The organism is Paenibacillus chartarius (assembly GCF_042432825.1).
GTDB lineage: Bacteria > Bacillota > Bacilli > Paenibacillales > NBRC-103111 > Gordoniibacillus > Gordoniibacillus chartarius.
The window spans coordinates 236374-253221 of sequence record NZ_JBHLWN010000077.1; the positions used below are offsets into that span (position 1 = coordinate 236374).

Consider the following 16848-nt stretch of genomic DNA (forward strand, 5'->3'; position numbering starts at 1 on the left):
GTGCACCTCCTGCACCAGGTATTAGTATTCTTTTACCTGCTGCAGGTAGCCTTCGTAGTTGCGGCGAATTTCTTCGAGCGAATCGCCGCCGAATTTGTCCAGGAACGCATTCGCTACTTCCCAGGCGATAACGTTCTCCATAATGACGCCGGCTGCCGGCACCGCACACGTATCCGAACGCTCCACCTGAGCGGTGAACGCTTCCTTCGTGTCGATGTCTACGCTCTGAAGCGGCTTGTACAGCGTGGAAATCGGCTTCATAACGGCGCGCACGACGATCGGCGCTCCGGTTGTCATACCGCCCTCAAACCCTCCGGCACGGTTCGTCACCCGGCGGAAGCTGCCTTCCTCGTACACGATTTCATCGTGCACCTTGGAGCCCGGCACCTTCGCAGCATCGAAGCCGATTCCGAACTCGACGCCTTTAAACGCCTGGATCGACAGTACGGCCTGCGCAATGCGGCCGTCCAGCTTGCGGTCCCACTGCACGTGGCTGCCAAGCCCGATCGGTACGCCTTCAATCACGACCTCTACGATGCCGCCGAGCGTATCGCCCGCTTCCTTCGCTGCATCGATTGCGGCGATCATGCGCGCTTCGGCGTCTTTATCGGTGACTCGGACCGGTGAGTCCTCCGTGACAGCGATCAGCTCGTCGATCGGCATCTCGGTGCGGTTCGCTTCCACATCGCCGATGCGCAGCACTTGGCCGGCCACCTTAATGCCGAACTCTTTCAGGAACTCGCGGGCTACCCCGCCGATGGCCACGCGCACCGTCGTCTCGCGGGCGCTGGACCGTTCCAGAATGTTGCGCAGATCGCGCTGATTGTATTTCAAACCGCCGTTCAAATCGGCATGTCCCGGGCGAGGACGGTTAACGCGGCGCTTCGCCTCTTCCTCTTCCACAGGCTCGATGCCCATAATTTTCGTCCAGTTTTTCCAGTCATTGTTCTCAACAACGATTGCAATCGGAGCTCCGGTCGTCTTGCCGTGGCGAACGCCGCCGACAATGCGGGCCGTATCTTTCTCGATCTGCATCCGGCGTCCCCGGCCATGCCCCTTCTGCCTGCGGGCCAGCTGGAAATTCACGGCGTCGATATCGATCGTCACATTGCTAGGAAAACCTTCAATGATAGCGGTAAGCTGCGGGCCGTGCGTCTCTCCAGCGGTTAAGTATCTCATCTACTCCTAATCCTCCCAAAACGCTTTAGCGCTTTCAAGTGCTAAGTACCTAGTGCTCATTATAGTATAGCCGTCAAGGTTTGACAACCAAGAAGCGCAAAAAACACGCTTGAGCCGCCAAACGCGGTCAAAGCGTGTTGATTTCTGCTGCCGTCCTTCAGTCCGTATCAGACCGACGCCGTCGTTTGCTTCAATGTGCGGGGCGTCTCGGCCAGCTGCGGATCGTTCATCATGCCCATAATCTGCACGGAGTCGATCCCGAGGATTTGCGCGCATTCCTGCATCGTGATGAAGCCCCGGCGGTACGCGGAAATGACTTTGCGTTTATCCATGTACACCCTTCCTTATTCCTAAGCTGTTCTAGTTCACAGTATAGGAACTTTTGGAAGATCTTATACGCAAATTATACCTTTTTCCGGTAAAAGAACGTTTCAGCAGGCTCCAAACCGTATTGACCCGGCGTGAAAATTTGCTCCGTGGAGCCGACAAACAATAATCCTCCCGGCTTCAGCGCGTTCGCAAACTTCTGATAAAGCACATGCTTGGCTTCTTCGGTAAAATAAATGATCACATTGCGGCACACGATCAGATCGAAGCCGGAATCGAAGCCGTCGAGCAGCAAATTTTGCTTCTGGAACTTTACGCTGCGCTTCAGCTCGTCGGAGACATGGAAAATCATCCCGTCCTGGCGGAAATACGTCTTCACGTACGTTTCCGGCACATCCTTGAGCGAGCGCTCCGCATAGACGCCCTTGCGGGCTTTGTCCAATGCGCCGTCGTCGATGTCGGAGGCGATCAGCTGCGCATCCGCAAGCGCCCCGTGCTTGGCCAAAATCATCGCGAGCGTATAAGGCTCTTCTCCCGTCGAGCAGGCTGCGCTCCAAATTTTCAGCCTGCGGTTTTTACGCAGCATCTCCGGAACGAACTTCTGCTCGACCAGCTCCCAGCGGTTCGGGTTGCGCCAAAACTCCGAAACGTTGATCGTCATACGATCCAGAAACTCATAGAACAGCGCCTTGTCCTTCATCAAACCGTCAAAGAACGAAACGAACGACGTATAGCCTTTTTTCGTCCACAAGGTCGTCAAACGGCGTTTCATCTGCGCTTCTTTGTATTGAGACAGGTCGATTGACGTGAATTCTTTGATTTTCTTAATAAACAGGCTGTAATCCGGATCTTCGGACATATCGACCGGCACCTCGGCTTCCATGAATAATGTCGTCTGAACCGTAAAATTCTCTATCGATTCGACAAATTCCTGCCGATTGCGTCAAACCTGCCAAAAAAAGAAGACGCTCCATGCCGATAGGCAGCAGGCGTCTTACGTCTTGATCGGTTAGATCCACTTTTGAATATCGCGGTTATACGTGACAAACTCTTCAGGCCGGAAGAAATTCGCAATTTCGCGGGCGGCGCTTTCCGGAGAATCCGAGCCGTGAATCAGGTTGAAGCGGGTATGCGAGGCGTAATCGCCGCGGATCGTTCCCGGGATCGCCTCCAGACAATTCGTCTTGCCCATAAGTATACGCGACAGCGCGATCACTTGATCACCTTCCCACACCATGGCGAACACGGGGCCGGATGTAATAAATTCCACGAGCGGCTCGTAGAAATCTTTGCCCTTGTGCTCGGCATAATGAAGCTCAGCCAGCTCCTTCGAAACCATCATCAGCTTGGCCGCGGCGAGCTGGAACCCTTTGCGCTCCAAACGTCTCATGATCTCGCCGATCAACCCGCGCTGTACGCCGTCCGGCTTCACCATCAGGAATGTCCTCTCCATATGCAGCAGCCCCTCTACTTTGAAAAATGTATGTAACATTTTCCATTGTATCGTTTCTTTCGAACGACCTCAAGTTTAGTAGTTGCGGTCCCCAATAAAATAAGCGATATCGATCAAATCGCGCTTCGCTTGGCAATCCGGGAGTCCGTCCAGGGCACGGATCGCTTTATCGATATAGCGGGACGCCAGCCGGTCCGCTCTTTCCATGGCGCCGCTGCTGCGAATCAGCTCAATGAACGCCGATACGTCCGTTTGGCCGTCGGCGGCTTGAATGCGCTCAAGCTCCCGGCGAAGCGGCTCCCGAATACCGGGAACCTGGAGGGCGTAAATAACCGGAAGCGTAATGTTGCCCTGCTTGACATCGCTGCCCGGCGGCTTGCCAAGCTCCTTCTCCGTACCGCGTATGTCCAGCACGTCGTCGCGAATTTGGAACGTCATGCCGACGTTGTAGCCGAAACGGTACAGGCGATTGGCCGTAACGTCGTCCGCATCCGAAGAAAGCGCGCCCAGCTTGCAGGAAACGGCAATGAGCAGCGCCGTCTTTCTGCGGATCCGCAGCAAATAATCGCGGATGCTCTGCTCGGTATCGTAGAAAAAACGGATTTGCTCCATTTCCCCGATGACCATCTGCACAATCGCTTTGGACATAATTTGATGCAGCTCCGGCTTCGGAATGCCGCTGATAATTTCCAGCGCTCTGGCAAATATGTAGTCGCCGGTATACATGGCGACGCGGTTATCCCATTTGGATCTGACGGTCAGCTGGCCGCGGCGCGTATTGGCGTCATCGATCACATCGTCGTGCACCAGCGACGACATATGAATGAGCTCCATCGGAACGGCAACATGCTTCATCCGCTCCAGATCGTAGTTGCCGAACTCGCCCGACAGCAGCACAAACACCGGTCGAATTCGCTTGCCGCCTGCTTTCAGCAGATGTGCGGCCGTCTCGCGAAGCAAGGCGTGATCCACGTTGATGCTTCGCTCCAGCTCCTTCTCGATGGCCGCAATATCTTTTTTCTTTCGGGCATATATTTCCTGTAATTTCATTCTATCCACGCACCGCCGTTTTGTCGGATCGTCCGGAGTCCGACCAGATTTGCAGCGGGACTCGCTCCGGCAGAAAGCCCAGCTCGTAGGCGTAATCATAGTACAATTGAAGTCCCGACCATTGAGGCGCTCCGAAATCGTAGCATAATCCCCCGAAATACCCTTCCCAGTAAGAACGCGTACCGCCGATCGTGTCTACGGCCTGCTGGATCATGCCGGCCGGGTCGGCCAGCGATTTGCGCTTGCTCTCGAGGAACGCCTCGAAGACGCGCTTCACGAGCTCGGGATGCCGCTCGGCGGTATCTTTGCGAATCGCCCACACGGCAAACGACATCCACTGTCCAGTCTGGCGCAGCCACTCGGCCCCCAAGTCGGTTACGCGATAGCCGTGGTTTTGCCACGAAGCGCGAATCGCGTCGTCCCCGATCAGCAGCGCTGCGTCGTTCTGTACCATCATGTCCGTTAGCGAAGGGGCCGCATACGAATATTGCGGCTTGCCTTTGTAATATTTTTCCATGATAATGCGCAGCAAATTCACCGAGGACGCCGACGATGTCGTTAGCGCAATGCTGCCGTTCGCTACCGATTCCAGCGGCTCACGATGAAACAGCAGGATCGACTTCACCTCGCCCAGCGCGCTGACCGACATGTCCGGGTACAGCAAATATTGTTGATAATTTTCCCCGTAGGCGTACGAGGATATCGGCCCCATGTCGATCTCGCCGCTCGCGATCCCGCGGTTGAGCTGGGTCGGCACCTGTTCTTCGAAATGCACGTGATCCCGCAAATCGGCGCGCCCGGTCGGAAAACGATAAAACAGCGGCCATACGTTCGTATATTTAATTTTGCCGATGCGAATGATGTCTTTATTGTCAGTCATGCGGTTCTCCCCATCTTCGGTACAGATCATGGTCGATATCCATCAAGTCAAGCACTTTGCCGACCAGAAAATCGACGATATCTTCAAGTGTCTGCGGCTTTTGGTAGAATGCTGGCATGGCCGGCACGATCCGCGCCCCCATGCGAGCGAGCCGAAGCATATGGTCCAGATGAATTTCGTGAAGCGGCGTCTCCCGCGGCACTACGATCAGCTTGCGGCCTTCCTTCAGCATAACGTCCGCGGCCCGTTCGAGCAAGTTGTCCGAAGCGGCGCGGGCAATTCCCGACAAGGTGCCCATCGAGCAAGGGATAACGGCCATGCCTTTCGTGCGGAACGAGCCGCTGGCAACGCTCGCCCCGATATCGGAATTCGGATGATACGTCAATTGTCCCGGCGATGCCCCGCCGAATTGCCGTTCGAGCGTGTCCGCCCGTTTCGCCGCATCCCAGCCGAGCTCGTCATGCAGCACCCGCCAGCCGGCATCGGTAACGATCAAATGCACGTCATACCCCGCACCGAGCAAAAACCGGCACAAGCGTACGCCGTAAGCCGCGCCGCTTGCACCGGTCATGCCAATAATCCAACGTCCCGCACTCATAGCCGCCGCACCAGCACATCAAAAAATGTAAACAAAAATACGACACAGCTGAGGATCCCGTTCATCGTAAAGAAGGCCGTGTTCAGCTTCGACAAGTCATCCGGCTTCACAAGGCGGTGCTCGTAAAATAAAATCGCATAAGCGATGAGAAGTCCGATCAAATAAATCCAGCTGAGCTTCGTCATGACAAACAACCCGACGAGACCGATAGCTGTCAGCACGTGAAATACGCGTGCCGTCAACAGCGCGTTCTTAATCCCGAATCGGCTTGGAATCGAATAAAGCCCTTCCTTGCGGTCAAACTCCGTATCCTGGCATGCATAGAGGATATCGAAGCCGGCCGACCAGAACACGATGGTGGCAAAAAAGACGAGCGCCGCCCACGTCATGCCGCCCGTTACCGCGACCCAGCCGCCCAGCGGGGCGAGGCCGAGCGTAATGCCGAGAACGATGTGGCACGCCCAGGTAAACCGTTTCGTGTATGAATAGATGACCAGGAAAAACACCGCAATCGGCAGCAGCTTCATCGCCAGCGCGTTCAAGTTCCAAGTCGCCCAGAACAGTAAAGCAAACGATAAGATAACGTAAATGAGTACTTCCCCGATGGACAGCAGTCCGGCCGGAATGGCCCGTCCCGATGTACGCGGATTTTTCTTGTCGATGGCCCTGTCGATGAGCCGGTTCAGCGCCATCGCCGCCGTTCTTGCACCGATCATCGCAAGCGTGATCCAGCCGATCTGCGCCCAGGACGGCAGATGGCCGTTAACGACTACCGAGCCCAGAATGGCCCCCATGAAAGCGAACGGCAGAGCGAATATCGAATGCTCGAACTTGATCATTTCCAAAAAGATGCGAATTTTTCTTAACATGACGGCTACACTCCCGCTTTATCTGTAGTTCCTTTGATGCCGATATGAAGCGCAGCGATTCCGCCCGTCAGCGGATATACCCGCACATCCTGCAGCCCCGTTCTGCGGAAAATATCGGCGAGCTGGCGATGGTCGGGGAATTGCTTGAGCGATTCCGGCAGCCATTTGTACTGCTCGTACCGATCGGCTACCAGCTTTCCGAGGAATGGAAGCAGCTGATTGAAATAAAAATAATAAATCGCCTTGAACGGCTGCCAGGTCGGCTTCGACAGCTCCAGCGAGACGACCATCCCGCCCGGCTTCACGACCCGCTGCATCTCCTCGATTACCTTCACCAGATCGGGTACGTTGCGCAAAGCAAATCCGATGGTGGCGTAATCGAAGGAGTTGTCCTCGAACGGCAAACTCATCGCATTGCCCTGAACCAGATCGATTTGATCGTCCAAGCCTAGCCGTTCGATTTTCGCTTCGCCGAAGTCAAGCATGTTTTTGCTGAAATCGAGCCCGACGATCGATCCGCTGCCGCTCGCTTTGGCGAGCGATATCGTCCAATCGCACGTGCCGCAGCATAGATCGATGGCTGACGAGCCTTTCTTGACGTTCATTTTGTCCATCGTGAACTTGCGCCACGCCCGATGCCGGCCGAAGCTCAATATGTCGTTCATCTTGTCATACTTGGGAGCAATGCTTTCGAACACCTCGTGAACGAACTGCTCCTTGGATTTCGCTTGACGCGTCGTCATGGTGCTTCACCTCAAATTTCCTCTATTGCCCGCGGCTTGTTCAGCATCCGGGCGAACGTATCGGTGCAAACGCGCAGCTCGTCCGCAAGCTTGCCCTGTCCGATCTGTCCGAGTACGGCATGCCACGCTGCGACCGCCGACTCCAGCATGGCGAACAGCTGGGGCTGAACATTATGCTTCAGCACGAGCGCCCGCATCTTGTTCGCATCCGGCTCATCCGACTGCAAGGCGCGCCGCTCTTCTTTGGTTCCGTTATGCATGATGTGCCAATAACCCCAGCTGCCGCGGAAATGCTCCATCGCCTCCGCCTTGAACAGCTCCTCGATCAGCACTTCACACCGGATAAAGCGGTCCAACACTTCGGGCCAGAGCTTGCCGGCCCCCTCGTCCATCAAGGATCCAAACGACAAAAACAGCCGTGAACGGATCGCCACGGATTGCCGGAAATAATCATCCGCAGACACCTTCAGCTGTTTCATCATCATATACAAATTCATCTTGAGGCGATTTACTTCGCAGATGGCCCCGGACATCGTTCGAATGAGCTCGATCTGTCCGGCCTGCGACAGCAAGTGGTAAAATCTTGAGGAGAAATAGTCTCCGGCCAATACTTTCAGCTGCCGGGAACGGGCAGCCTTCTTCTCCTTCAGATCGTTCGTCACGGTCACCATATCATGGGTATCGAGGCCCAGCTGGACGAGCGACGTCACCAGCGTGAACAGCTCGCTGGACTCCTGGATACGTTCTTGCCCGTTCAGGAAAGCAAACAGCAGGCGAGTCCTGTACTCCGGGAATTCCGGAAGTTCCGTATGCTTCTGGATCATATCGTAGTCGGTATATTTCTTGGCGATTTCCGGAATTCGGTATTTCATAGCGCCTCCGTGCACTCCGTGCTCTTACATGACTTCATCCTATCAAGTATAGCATACTCCGGCAGCGCGCGCACTTCAAACTTGTGACGGATTCCTAAAGAGGATATCGTTCCTTCCACTTGTCCGTGTAAGTAATTTCGAAGTGCTGTCGCAAATATTGTTCGAGAACGGCCGTCGTTTCATGTTCACCGGGCGGCGCCATATTTTTCCCCTTCTCCCGCGAAGCGTCCAGAAACAGCAGCATCTTGCCTCCGGAGCTTCGGGAAGCCGTAGAATAGTCCATCACCCGGACCATGATATCGCTGATATTGCCTGTAGCGGCAAACACTTTCTGAGTAATCGTATAGAGATCCCGAATGACCACTTCTTCGTCGGCGCTCCGCGGCAAATTGAGATCGACGGAAAGCGTCGAAGAGGTCACCTCCACTTTGCGGATGCGCAGCTGCAGCGGAACTTGAACGAGCATGTCCACGACATTGCGCTCCGTCAGCTGCCGGCCGCCCGCCGAGCCGAATGCGGGAGCTGCGCCGCCGGCGGAAAGCCACGTGCGTTGAAGCTCGGGAAGAAACGCAAGAGATAAAGCAATGGCTGCGGACAAAACGCCGGCAACTAGCAGACGCGGAATAACATGCATGGTGATCGGCACCTCCCTGGGGAGTCCGTCCTGCGGACGGCTTATCACCATTGTACAAACGAAAAAAGCAGGCTATGCCTGCTTTTTTCCATAAGAGCCGGGGATCATGCATCCGTCTCAATCGTGCCGTGCTTCGTCATGATGGAAGCTTTGCCGCGCACCTTGATCGCCGACGTATGCTCCGTAAACTGAGCGATCATCACTTCGCCCTTATCCAGCTTCTCAGTGTGATGAAACCGCGTGTCTTGGCCGCGGGTCAATCCGATCACATGAACGCCGTTCTCCTTCGCTTTAATTACGAAGTACTCGCCTTGCATCGATTCCGACATCCGGGTCCCCCCCTGTCTAATCATCTAGTAGCTTAATGATGCGCCATAAGGAAGCCCTTGTCAACTCATGCGGCGATCGTCTCCGTTTCCTGCTTTGGCTCCGCACTGCTGTAAAACAGCTTGAGCCGCGATGGAAGCAGCTTTGTGCTCCCCAGATGAAGGAGGAGATCGGCCAGCTTCACGACACCCCATGCAAACAGCATGCCCGCAATCACGTCGAGCACCCAATGAATCTGTAAATACAGCGTCGAGAAAATAATGGCGGCGCAGTAAGTCACCATCATCGTTTTGAAGATCGGATCCTTCTCCCGCAGCGCCAGCAGCAGCATAGCGAACGAAATCGACGTATGCATGCTCGGGAAGCAGTTCATCACCGCTACCAGCCTTTCATTTTCCGTCGCAAAGGTTCGATACAGCAAGTCCGGCTGCCCTTTCACCCACCATACTTCGCGAAGCAGAATCAAGTTGTAGAAAGGCAAAATGAGCGGGAATTGCAGCAAATGGCCGGACAATGCGTAAGACAGCATTTTTTTGATGCTTTTCGTCCAAAATGCGCGCACAATGCAAATCCATAATGACAGCACGAAGCCGTACAAGTATATCCACTTCATCACGGCGTCAAGCCACGGAGTACTGATCGCCCGAATCCAGCTCGCCGAATTGAGCGGAATCCCGTTCATCAGGTCGTCCCAACGCAAAATGTGGCGGTTGCTTTCGAATAATTTATTCGCGATACTATGCCAAAAGCCGCTGCCCGACCCGTAAAAATAATAAAATACGCCGAGCAGCGGAATGGAGAACAGAAAGAACCGCTTCCAATCGACGTCGATTTGATCGCGGCGCACGCCCATTAAGCAGACAAGCAGCAAAATCCAGCACTCCTTGGACCAGCCTCCGACCGTCCCGATCCGCCAAATGAGAAAGATTCCTGCGATAATGCCGTACATCGTCCAATCTTGAGCTTGGATAAAGCGATGCCAGCGATTTGCGGTGTTGTTGTTCAATGAAGCTCCCCCTTGCGTCCGTAAGCTGCAAATTTGCTTGGTGCCATGTTAAGGAATTGTAAATACATATGGCCTAGTATAGCAAAAATGCAGGCTGCCTGCTTTACATTTTTGAGGGAACGACGCAAAGGAAAAGACCGCCTGCTGCAGGACGAAGCCCTGTAGAAAGCGGTCTTTCGGAGTTTCACAAATCGGAGTAGCGGGATTTGAACCCACGACCTCATCCACCCCAAGGATGCGCGCTACCATCTGCGCTATACCCCGATGCTTTATGCTGCACCGCCCATTCTGCCAAAAATGGGGGCGATTGTTATTATAACGCGTGACGATAGGGGTTGCAAGCGGAAAAATTGAAATTTCACAACATGGAATAAGCCCTATCTTGAACAATAATGTTGCGCCAAAAAACGCCCGAACCAGCGATTCGGACGTTTCCTATGTAATCTTATTGCCGTACGGAGTGCGGTTATTCGTTCGTGCACAAGTCGCGGAGCGATTTGCCGGGCTTGAATGCCGGAATTTTGCTGGCCGGAATGTCGATCTCTTCGCCGGTCTGCGGGTTGCGGCCTTTGCGTGCGGAACGTTCACGAACTTCGAAATTGCCGAAGCCGACGAGCTGAACCTTATCACCGTTTTGCAGCGCTTCGGAGATGGCGTCAAAGACAGCATCGACCGCTTTCGTCGCGTCTTTCTTGGACAACTCGGATACTTCTGCCACCTTGTTGATCAAATCGGATTTGTTCATGCCATTCACCTCCCCTTGTCTTGGAGTGCCCAGCCTTTACTACACTGTTTTCACCGAATTGCATGAAAATATACGTGGGAGCTGGTAAAAACAACAAATTCATAGTAATACACAGAGCGGCGATTTTTCAAGGGGAACACCGAAGAAAACACTCTTGCGAGTGTTTTCCGGCCAAAGATATCCAATTAGCGCGTTACAGGATGATCGCGATCAGCCCGCCGGAGCCTTCGTTGATAATGCGTCCGAGCGTCTCCTGCAGCTTGTAGCGGGCGTTGTCCGGCATCATCGCAAGCTTGCCCTGGATGCCTTCGCGTACGATGGAGTGCAGGGAACGGCCGAAGATGTCGGACTCCCAAATTTTCAGCGGGTTATCCTCGAAGTCCTGCATCAAGTAACGCATGAGCTCCTCGCTCTGCTTCTCCGTGCCGATGATCGGCGAGAACTCCGATTCGACGTCGACGCGGATCATGTGGATCGAAGGCGCAGTCGCCTTAAGGCGGACACCGAAGCGGGCGCCCTGGCGAATGAGCTCCGGCTCGTCAAGCGACATCTCCGCCAGCGTCGGTGCGGCAATGCCGTAGCCCGTCGTCTTGACCATTTCGAGCGCTTCGGAGAACTGATCGTACTCGCGCTTCGCATGCGTGAACTCCTGCATCAGCTGCAGCAGGTGGTCTTTGCCGCGGATTTCGACGCCGACGATTTCCATCAAGATTTTGTCGTACAGCTCGTCGGGAGCGTGCAGGTCGATCTCGGCGATCCCTTGCCCCATATCCATGCCGGCCAGCGCCGCGCGATCGATGAAGTCATATTCGCCGAAGGCGCCGACGACGCGGTCGATGTCGCGGAGACGGCGGATGTCCTGCACCGTATCGCGGACGGAGCTCTCGAACTGGCTGCGCAGCCAATGCTTCTCTTCCAGCACCATCACCCAGCTCGGCAGGTTGACGTTCACTTCGTGTACAGGGAACTCGTAGAGCACCTCGCGCAGCACCTGCGTCATTTCCTCTTCGCCCATCGTCGCGACGCTCATCGCCACGACCGGCACGTCGTATTTCGACTGCAGCTCGGAGCGAAGCTCCTGAGCCGGCTCGCTCTCCGGCTTCAGCGTGTTGACGATGACGACGAACGGCTTGCCGACTTCCTTCAGCTCCTCGATCACCCGCTCTTCAGCGAGCACGTAAGACGAGCGCGGGATGTCCGATATTGTACCGTCGGTCGTCACAACGATACCGAGCGTGGAATGCTCCTGAATCACTTTGCGCGTGCCGATTTCCGCCGCTTCCTGGAACGGGATCGGTTCGTCGAACCACGGCGTGTTGATCATGCGCGGGCCATTCTCATCCTCGTAACCCTTCGCGCCTTCCACCGTATATCCGACGCAATCGACCAGACGTACGTTGACGTTCAGCCCTTCCGCCACGGAAATTTGCACCGCGTTATTCGGAACGAATTTCGGTTCGGTCGTCATGATCGTGCGGCCGGCGGCGCTCTGCGGCAGCTCGTCGGTGGCCCGGATGCGGTCGGCTTCATTTTGAATGTTCGGCAGGACGACGGATTCTACGAAACGTTTAATAAAGGTCGATTTTCCGGTGCGAACCGCTCCCACGACCCCCAGATAGATGTCGCCGCCGGTGCGCTCGGCAATGTCTTTAAAGATATCCACTTTCTCCAAGCGTTATCCCTCCCAGGTCAGAACTCGTACATTCCTTTGGACTAGTAAGAAATATATGTAGCATTACTAGAAATATGTCGTGAATTTATTCGTATTTTTACGTTTAGCCTACTTGCCCCCTTTACGTCCAACATACACGCACGCAGCCTTAGCCAATATATGAGCCACAGAGGCCCGATATTCAAGCAAAATGGAACTCATTCAAAGAAAATGCTACGCATGTTTTCCAAAATAAAAAAGACCGCATATGCGGTCCTCTTGACTCTCTATCGATTGGTTTCTAGCAACGAAGCTATGTTCCCGGCATATACGGTACCGGCTGGTCGCCGCTCCACTTGTAAGGAAATGAATGGCCGGGCACGAAGAACGATTCGCTAACGAGCAGTTCGCGCAAATCCATATTCGCCGGGAGCTTATCGGCGCCGCCCTTCGCCTTTACATACAGCATAATGTCCGGAGCATAGTCGATCGCCACCGTACCCGACTCATGAACGATATAATTGATGAATGACTGGCGGTTATAGACGCTTTTCACCTGCGGCGCTTTCTTGCCCAGCTTGGCGAAATCGACATAATACATATAAGGCGCAATCTCCCCGCCCTTCGGCAGCTGACCGCCGTTCTTGCGTTTGTAATCATCCACCCACGACTGCACGTCGCCGACGCTTTGATGCGACGTCAGCTCAAGCAGCTTGACCTGCGGCTTCGTTTCAACGCCGACGAGCACATAGATGAACGGACCTCCGGCTTCAAACGAGTTCAGCGGCGGGCTCGACAGCAGACCGCGATCCTGCAGCTTCTTGAAATCAATCCGGTACTTCTCATAAAGCGGTGTCGTCTCTTCGCTGTTCTTGATCGGCAGCACGCCGGTTTTCGTATGGTACTGCTCAACGGCATTTTGCGCCACCGTTATATATTCGGCCGGGTTGGCCGTATTCTGCTTGCGCTGATCGGCCGGGTACATGCAGCCGGTAAGAAGAAAAAGAAGCAGCGCAATAACGCCGGCCGCCCTCCTTCCGGCATTATCGCTGCGCTTACGTATCGTCATCTATTCATCATCCTTCAGTACGGCGTCTACATTGTTATCCCATCAATGAGCAAATATCCCGCTGAGGCATACTCCGCGCGCACGCGGATCCGTCACCTGCGACCCTTCGCGTTACCGATGCGAGCGTGAAGTTGAGCAGTGCGGGCGCCTGCCATTTATCTACCGAGGCCGACTCGCATAAGCAGCTTCAATGGCTCTAATCGCTGTCAGCTTCAGCTCATAGCTTTCAATATCTGTCAAAGAAAGTCATCGTCCTGCTGCTTGGCCAATTGGGCGCGAATTGCAGCTTTTAACGGGTCCTCGGGTATGACGGCGGTTACGCTGCCCTGCACCTTCGCTTGGCAGGCAAGACGCACCCCTTCGCCGATCAGCGGTCCGAGCTTGTTTCTCTCATTGATGTTCGGCGGTGCAAGACCGCTCTGGTCTTCGACCTTCACTTTGCACATCAGACAGGCCGCTTTGCCGCCGCAGCGGACGCGAATCGGCACTTTGGCGCGCCCTGCCGCATCGAACAGCGTCGTACCCGTCCGCACGTCAACGGACTTGTCATACGGCTGAAAGGTTACTTTCACGCCCATTCCTTACGCCTCCTTCAACAAGTCCTGTGCGTTCGTCGTATCGTATTCTGCAACTGCCGCTCTATATTTAAAAATACGGCTTATGCAGCACGACGATCGCACCGGCCTGCCTTACGGCCGCCTGGCAGCCGAGCCGGAAGCCGCGCTCCAGCTCCTCCGGCTCGAGGCGATCCTCTTCTTCTTCCGTCGGAGGCGCGAGATGCTCCATTCCTTCGGAGACGAGACAACGGCAGCGGGCGCACGTTCCTCTGACACAGGAGAATCCCCAATCCACCTCGTTCTTTAAAGCGTGATCGAGCAGCGTAAGGCCAAGCTCCGGCTCGATCGATTTATGTACTTTACGTCCTTTAAGTTCAAGCAAGGCGATCGTTTCCTTTCCGTTATGACATCGATGCCAGCATGTAGATCAGGCTGGGCACCAGCAATAAAAATGCGATCGTCGACAAAATGAAGCGGATCGGCCCCTTTGTCTTCGCGCGCGCGAATGTAATCAAAAGACACGCGACGGCCATCAGTCCCATTGCGGTGAAGGACGCCCACATTTTATCCAAGCTGCTCATGAATGCATTCTCCCGACTCTTCTAGACTTTAAAGCTAACCCTGATTATATCATATCGCAGCCGACAGGCGCCAAGCTCCGACCCAATCGACACAAAACTATCATGTTTTGAGCTGCGGTGAAGCAAGGTCGCGATGGGTGCTGCTTGCCGCGCACAAAAAAGACGAAAACGCGCACCTCCGCGTTTCCGCCTTTTCGCTTCGACAGCTTTATTTTTTCTTGCCCAGCATGGCGCTCATGAGCTGCTGCATGTTGTTTGCATCCAGGTTGCTGCTCTTGACCGCATGCACGATCTCTTGGATCGTCTGCTCCGACACCTTCACTCCGGCAAGCTGCCCGACTTGTTTAATGAGCTGGCGAAGCTGTGCTTCGCTCTGCACCGTCGACGGTTTCACGCCGCTGGCCAGCTTCTGGATATCTTTAGGCGCGATATTTTTCCCTGTCTTGCTCTTGACGACGTTCAGTACGTCTTTGGACAAATCTTTCGGCATTGTACGATGCGACCTCCTTCTTTAGGATGGAGTCCTAACTAAAGTATCGTATGTACAATGACCTCGGCCGGTGTCAATCAGAGACGCCCATGTTCGCCGCCGGAAAATAATGATGCAAGAGCCTGCTCCTCGATCTCATGCGTACGTACGCGGCCCATCAAATCAAGCGAGGCGGCATGCGCCGCTTTCCCTTCGAACAGCACGGCATGAAGCTGCTCGGCAATCGGCATCGATACGCCATACTTCCCGGCGAGACGCCATGCGGCCGCCGTCGTCTTCACACCTTCCACGACCATGCCCATCTGCTTCAGCACTTCGTCCAGCGACAAGCCTTGCGCGAGCAGCGAGCCTGCCCGCCAATTGCGGCTGTGGCGGCTTGTACACGTCACGACCAGGTCGCCGATTCCAGCGAGCCCAAGGAATGTAAGCGGATTGGCGCCCATCGCCACACCGAGACGGGTAATTTCGGCGAGTCCTCTCGTCAGTAAAGCCGCCTTCGCGTTATCCCCGAAATTCAATCCGTCACAGAGTCCCGCTCCAAGTGCAATAATGTTTTTTAGCGCGCCGCCGATTTCTACGCCGACGACATCCGGATTCGTGTAAACCCTGAAATACGAATTCATGAACAAGTCTTGAGCGGCTTCGGCCGCCTCCAGATGCTGCGAGGCAACGACGATTGTCGTCGGGCGGCGCAGGACGACCTCTTCCGCATGGCTCGGGCCGGACAAAACCACCAGGCGCTCCGGATCCGTTTGCGGCAGCTCAGCGGCGAGCACCTCTGTCATCCGCTTAAGCGTTCCGGCTTCAAAGCCCTTCGTCGCATGGACGAGCAGCGTCTCCCGGCGGAGCAGCGGCTGCAGTTGTCCGGCCACATCCCGCATCGCAGCCGATGGGGCCACGATAACGACAGCCTCGGCATCGCGGACGGCATCTTCCATCGAAGTTGTGGCCGTAAGACCTTCCGGCAGCTCCACGTCCGGCAGGAATCGGGAATTGCGCCGGTTATAATTGATATCTTGCGCCTGCTCTTCGCTCCGTGTCCACAGCTTGACGCTGTGACCGTTGACCGCCAGCACGGAGGCCAGCGCCGTGCCCCACGAGCCGGCTACAAGTACGGCAATAGGTTTGGACATCCGCTCTGACCCCTTATCCTTTGTTCACTTTGGCGCCCAGTTTGTTTTCTTTACCGGTCCATAATTTGACGATGTTGGAACGATGACGGATATAAACGAACAAACAAAGTATGACGCTGGCTGCAATGATTTCTGCCGGCCCCTTCATGACTAGCAGCAGCACGGGAATGAGCAGCGCAATGATCAAAGAGCCGAGCGACACGTACCGGGTCACGGCGATGACGACGACGGCCGCGATGCATGCGATCAAGGTCGGAATGAAAGCGAGCGTAGCCATTACGCCGATCGTCGTCGCGACGCCCTTGCCGCCGCGAAAGCCGAAATATATCGGCCAATTGTGACCGACAATGGACAAAAGCCCGCACAGAACCGGTACCCACAGCTGATCGGGCGCAGCGCTCCAATAGCCGATGGCGACAGCCCCCACACCCTTAAGCACATCGAGCACAAGCACCAGGATGCCGGGACCTTTGCCTAGCACGCGCAGTGTATTTGTAGCGCCGGCGTTGCCGCTGCCGTGTTGACGGATGTCGATGCCCCGGAACAACCGGCCGTACAAAAAGCTGAAATTTACCGCCCCTAACAAATAAGACACAATAATGGCAAGTGCGTTGATCAAGAAAATTGCCCCTTTCATAGCGAAAACGCAGACGTGGAGCGAAAGCCCGGCACGTCTGCGGATCG

General features: G+C 55.1%; 22 protein-coding genes and 1 tRNA gene. All 23 read right to left on the reverse strand.

Annotated features, from left to right (window positions below):
* Nucleotides 1-21: 21 nt before the first annotated feature.
* The 23 genes from aroC to plsY all read right to left on the reverse strand — a co-directional run bounded on the left by aroC (nt 22) and on the right by plsY (nt 16801).
* Nucleotides 22-1179: a chorismate synthase gene (aroC, locus tag ACFFK0_RS20815; RefSeq protein WP_377472273.1), complete on the reverse strand. Its 1158-nt coding sequence runs from the start codon at nt 1177-1179 to the stop codon at nt 22-24.
* Between the two features lie 167 nt (nt 1180-1346).
* Nucleotides 1347-1511, reverse strand: a complete 165-nt coding sequence (locus ACFFK0_RS20820) for a hypothetical protein (protein ID WP_377472274.1) — start codon at nt 1509-1511, stop codon at nt 1347-1349.
* Between the two features lie 71 nt (nt 1512-1582).
* Entirely contained in the window at nt 1583-2365 is a 783-nt protein-coding gene (locus ACFFK0_RS20825; protein WP_377472275.1) for a CheR family methyltransferase, read from the reverse strand.
* A 150-nt stretch (nt 2366-2515) separates the two neighbouring features.
* Complete coding sequence (gene ndk, locus ACFFK0_RS20830; RefSeq protein ID WP_377472277.1) at nt 2516-2959, reverse strand: nucleoside-diphosphate kinase; 444 nt, start codon at nt 2957-2959, stop codon at nt 2516-2518.
* Nucleotides 2960-3034: 75 nt separating this feature from the next.
* The gene (locus ACFFK0_RS20835; protein WP_377472278.1) at nt 3035-4009 is read right to left on the reverse strand and encodes a polyprenyl synthetase family protein; all 975 of its coding nucleotides are present in this window, start codon (nt 4007-4009) and stop codon (nt 3035-3037) included.
* Between the two features lies 1 nt (nt 4010).
* Nucleotides 4011-4889 carry a menaquinone biosynthetic enzyme MqnA/MqnD family protein gene (locus tag ACFFK0_RS20840; protein WP_377472279.1) on the reverse strand — a complete coding sequence of 293 codons (879 nt, stop codon included), beginning with the start codon at nt 4887-4889 and terminating at the stop codon, nt 4011-4013.
* A complete protein-coding gene (locus ACFFK0_RS20845) occupies nt 4882-5487 on the reverse strand; it encodes a UbiX family flavin prenyltransferase (protein WP_377472280.1) in 606 nt (201 codons plus the stop codon). Before ACFFK0_RS20845 ends, ACFFK0_RS20840 begins: the two co-directional genes overlap by 8 nt.
* Nucleotides 5484-6356 carry a UbiA-like polyprenyltransferase gene (locus tag ACFFK0_RS20850; protein WP_377472281.1) on the reverse strand — a complete coding sequence of 291 codons (873 nt, stop codon included), beginning with the start codon at nt 6354-6356 and terminating at the stop codon, nt 5484-5486. Before ACFFK0_RS20850 ends, ACFFK0_RS20845 begins: the two co-directional genes overlap by 4 nt.
* 5 nt (nt 6357-6361) lie before the next feature.
* Complete coding sequence (locus ACFFK0_RS20855) at nt 6362-7099, reverse strand: demethylmenaquinone methyltransferase (RefSeq protein ID WP_377472282.1); 738 nt, start codon at nt 7097-7099, stop codon at nt 6362-6364.
* 11 nt (nt 7100-7110) lie between these two features.
* Nucleotides 7111-7971, reverse strand: a complete 861-nt coding sequence (locus ACFFK0_RS20860) for a heptaprenyl diphosphate synthase component 1 (protein ID WP_377472283.1) — start codon at nt 7969-7971, stop codon at nt 7111-7113.
* A gap of 94 nt (nt 7972-8065) precedes the next feature.
* Complete coding sequence (locus tag ACFFK0_RS20865) at nt 8066-8605, reverse strand: hypothetical protein (protein ID WP_377472284.1); 540 nt, start codon at nt 8603-8605, stop codon at nt 8066-8068.
* 104 nt (nt 8606-8709) lie between these two features.
* On the reverse strand, nt 8710-8934 hold the full coding sequence (mtrB, locus tag ACFFK0_RS20870) for a trp RNA-binding attenuation protein MtrB (RefSeq protein WP_377472285.1): 225 nt from the start codon (nt 8932-8934) through the stop codon (nt 8710-8712).
* A 65-nt stretch (nt 8935-8999) separates the two neighbouring features.
* Entirely contained in the window at nt 9000-9938 is a 939-nt protein-coding gene (locus ACFFK0_RS20875) for a phosphatase PAP2 family protein (RefSeq protein WP_377472286.1), read from the reverse strand.
* 191 nt (nt 9939-10129) lie between these two features.
* Nucleotides 10130-10202, reverse strand: a tRNA-Pro gene (locus ACFFK0_RS20880).
* 202 nt (nt 10203-10404) lie between these two features.
* Entirely contained in the window at nt 10405-10683 is a 279-nt protein-coding gene (hbs, locus tag ACFFK0_RS20885; protein WP_377472287.1) for a non-specific DNA-binding protein Hbs, read from the reverse strand.
* Nucleotides 10684-10876: 193 nt separating this feature from the next.
* Nucleotides 10877-12355: a stage IV sporulation protein A gene (gene spoIVA / locus ACFFK0_RS20890; protein WP_377472288.1), complete on the reverse strand. Its 1479-nt coding sequence runs from the start codon at nt 12353-12355 to the stop codon at nt 10877-10879.
* A 292-nt stretch (nt 12356-12647) separates the two neighbouring features.
* A complete protein-coding gene (locus tag ACFFK0_RS20895; RefSeq protein WP_377472289.1) occupies nt 12648-13403 on the reverse strand; it encodes a YphF family lipoprotein in 756 nt (251 codons plus the stop codon).
* 236 nt (nt 13404-13639) lie between these two features.
* Nucleotides 13640-13981 (reverse strand): 2Fe-2S iron-sulfur cluster-binding protein, encoded by a 342-nt coding sequence (locus ACFFK0_RS20900; RefSeq protein WP_377472290.1) that lies wholly within the window; start codon nt 13979-13981, stop codon nt 13640-13642.
* A 67-nt stretch (nt 13982-14048) separates the two neighbouring features.
* Complete coding sequence (locus tag ACFFK0_RS20905) at nt 14049-14342, reverse strand: 2Fe-2S iron-sulfur cluster-binding protein (RefSeq protein WP_377472291.1); 294 nt, start codon at nt 14340-14342, stop codon at nt 14049-14051.
* A 19-nt stretch (nt 14343-14361) separates the two neighbouring features.
* Nucleotides 14362-14541 (reverse strand): DUF2768 family protein, encoded by a 180-nt coding sequence (locus ACFFK0_RS20910; RefSeq protein WP_377472292.1) that lies wholly within the window; start codon nt 14539-14541, stop codon nt 14362-14364.
* 208 nt (nt 14542-14749) lie between these two features.
* Complete coding sequence (locus tag ACFFK0_RS20915; RefSeq protein WP_377472293.1) at nt 14750-15031, reverse strand: stage VI sporulation protein F; 282 nt, start codon at nt 15029-15031, stop codon at nt 14750-14752.
* Nucleotides 15032-15108: 77 nt separating this feature from the next.
* Nucleotides 15109-16164, reverse strand: coding sequence for an NAD(P)H-dependent glycerol-3-phosphate dehydrogenase (locus ACFFK0_RS20920; RefSeq protein ID WP_377472294.1), 1056 nt, complete (start codon nt 16162-16164; stop codon nt 15109-15111).
* Between the two features lie 13 nt (nt 16165-16177).
* Nucleotides 16178-16801: a glycerol-3-phosphate 1-O-acyltransferase PlsY gene (gene plsY / locus ACFFK0_RS20925; RefSeq protein ID WP_377472295.1), complete on the reverse strand. Its 624-nt coding sequence runs from the start codon at nt 16799-16801 to the stop codon at nt 16178-16180.
* Between the last annotated feature and the right edge of the window lie 47 nt (nt 16802-16848).

Bases quoted from the DNA above. Each gene is read 5' to 3' on its own strand.
- aroC (WP_377472273.1), bottom strand. From the start codon at position 1,179: ATGAGATACTTAACCGCTGGAGAGACGCACGGCCCGCAGCTTACCGCT.
- ACFFK0_RS20820 (WP_377472274.1), bottom strand. From the start codon at position 1,511: ATGGATAAACGCAAAGTCATTTCCGCGTACCGCCGGGGCTTCATCACG.
- ACFFK0_RS20825 (WP_377472275.1), bottom strand. From the start codon at position 2,365: ATGTCCGAAGATCCGGATTACAGCCTGTTTATTAAGAAAATCAAAGAA.
- ndk (WP_377472277.1), bottom strand. From the start codon at position 2,959: ATGGAGAGGACATTCCTGATGGTGAAGCCGGACGGCGTACAGCGCGGG.
- ACFFK0_RS20835 (WP_377472278.1), bottom strand. From the start codon at position 4,009: ATGAAATTACAGGAAATATATGCCCGAAAGAAAAAAGATATTGCGGCC.
- ACFFK0_RS20840 (WP_377472279.1), bottom strand. From the start codon at position 4,889: ATGACTGACAATAAAGACATCATTCGCATCGGCAAAATTAAATATACG.
- ACFFK0_RS20845 (WP_377472280.1), bottom strand. From the start codon at position 5,487: ATGAGTGCGGGACGTTGGATTATTGGCATGACCGGTGCAAGCGGCGCG.
- ACFFK0_RS20850 (WP_377472281.1), bottom strand. From the start codon at position 6,356: ATGTTAAGAAAAATTCGCATCTTTTTGGAAATGATCAAGTTCGAGCAT.
- ACFFK0_RS20855 (WP_377472282.1), bottom strand. From the start codon at position 7,099: ATGACGACGCGTCAAGCGAAATCCAAGGAGCAGTTCGTTCACGAGGTG.
- ACFFK0_RS20860 (WP_377472283.1), bottom strand. From the start codon at position 7,971: ATGAAATACCGAATTCCGGAAATCGCCAAGAAATATACCGACTACGAT.
- ACFFK0_RS20865 (WP_377472284.1), bottom strand. From the start codon at position 8,605: ATGCATGTTATTCCGCGTCTGCTAGTTGCCGGCGTTTTGTCCGCAGCC.
- mtrB (WP_377472285.1), bottom strand. From the start codon at position 8,934: ATGTCGGAATCGATGCAAGGCGAGTACTTCGTAATTAAAGCGAAGGAG.
- hbs (WP_377472287.1), bottom strand. From the start codon at position 10,683: ATGAACAAATCCGATTTGATCAACAAGGTGGCAGAAGTATCCGAGTTG.
- ACFFK0_RS20895 (WP_377472289.1), bottom strand. From the start codon at position 13,403: ATGACGATACGTAAGCGCAGCGATAATGCCGGAAGGAGGGCGGCCGGC.
- ACFFK0_RS20900 (WP_377472290.1), bottom strand. From the start codon at position 13,981: ATGGGCGTGAAAGTAACCTTTCAGCCGTATGACAAGTCCGTTGACGTG.
- ACFFK0_RS20910 (WP_377472292.1), bottom strand. From the start codon at position 14,541: ATGAGCAGCTTGGATAAAATGTGGGCGTCCTTCACCGCAATGGGACTG.
- ACFFK0_RS20915 (WP_377472293.1), bottom strand. From the start codon at position 15,031: ATGCCGAAAGATTTGTCCAAAGACGTACTGAACGTCGTCAAGAGCAAG.
- ACFFK0_RS20920 (WP_377472294.1), bottom strand. From the start codon at position 16,164: ATGTCCAAACCTATTGCCGTACTTGTAGCCGGCTCGTGGGGCACGGCG.
- plsY (WP_377472295.1), bottom strand. From the start codon at position 16,801: ATGAAAGGGGCAATTTTCTTGATCAACGCACTTGCCATTATTGTGTCT.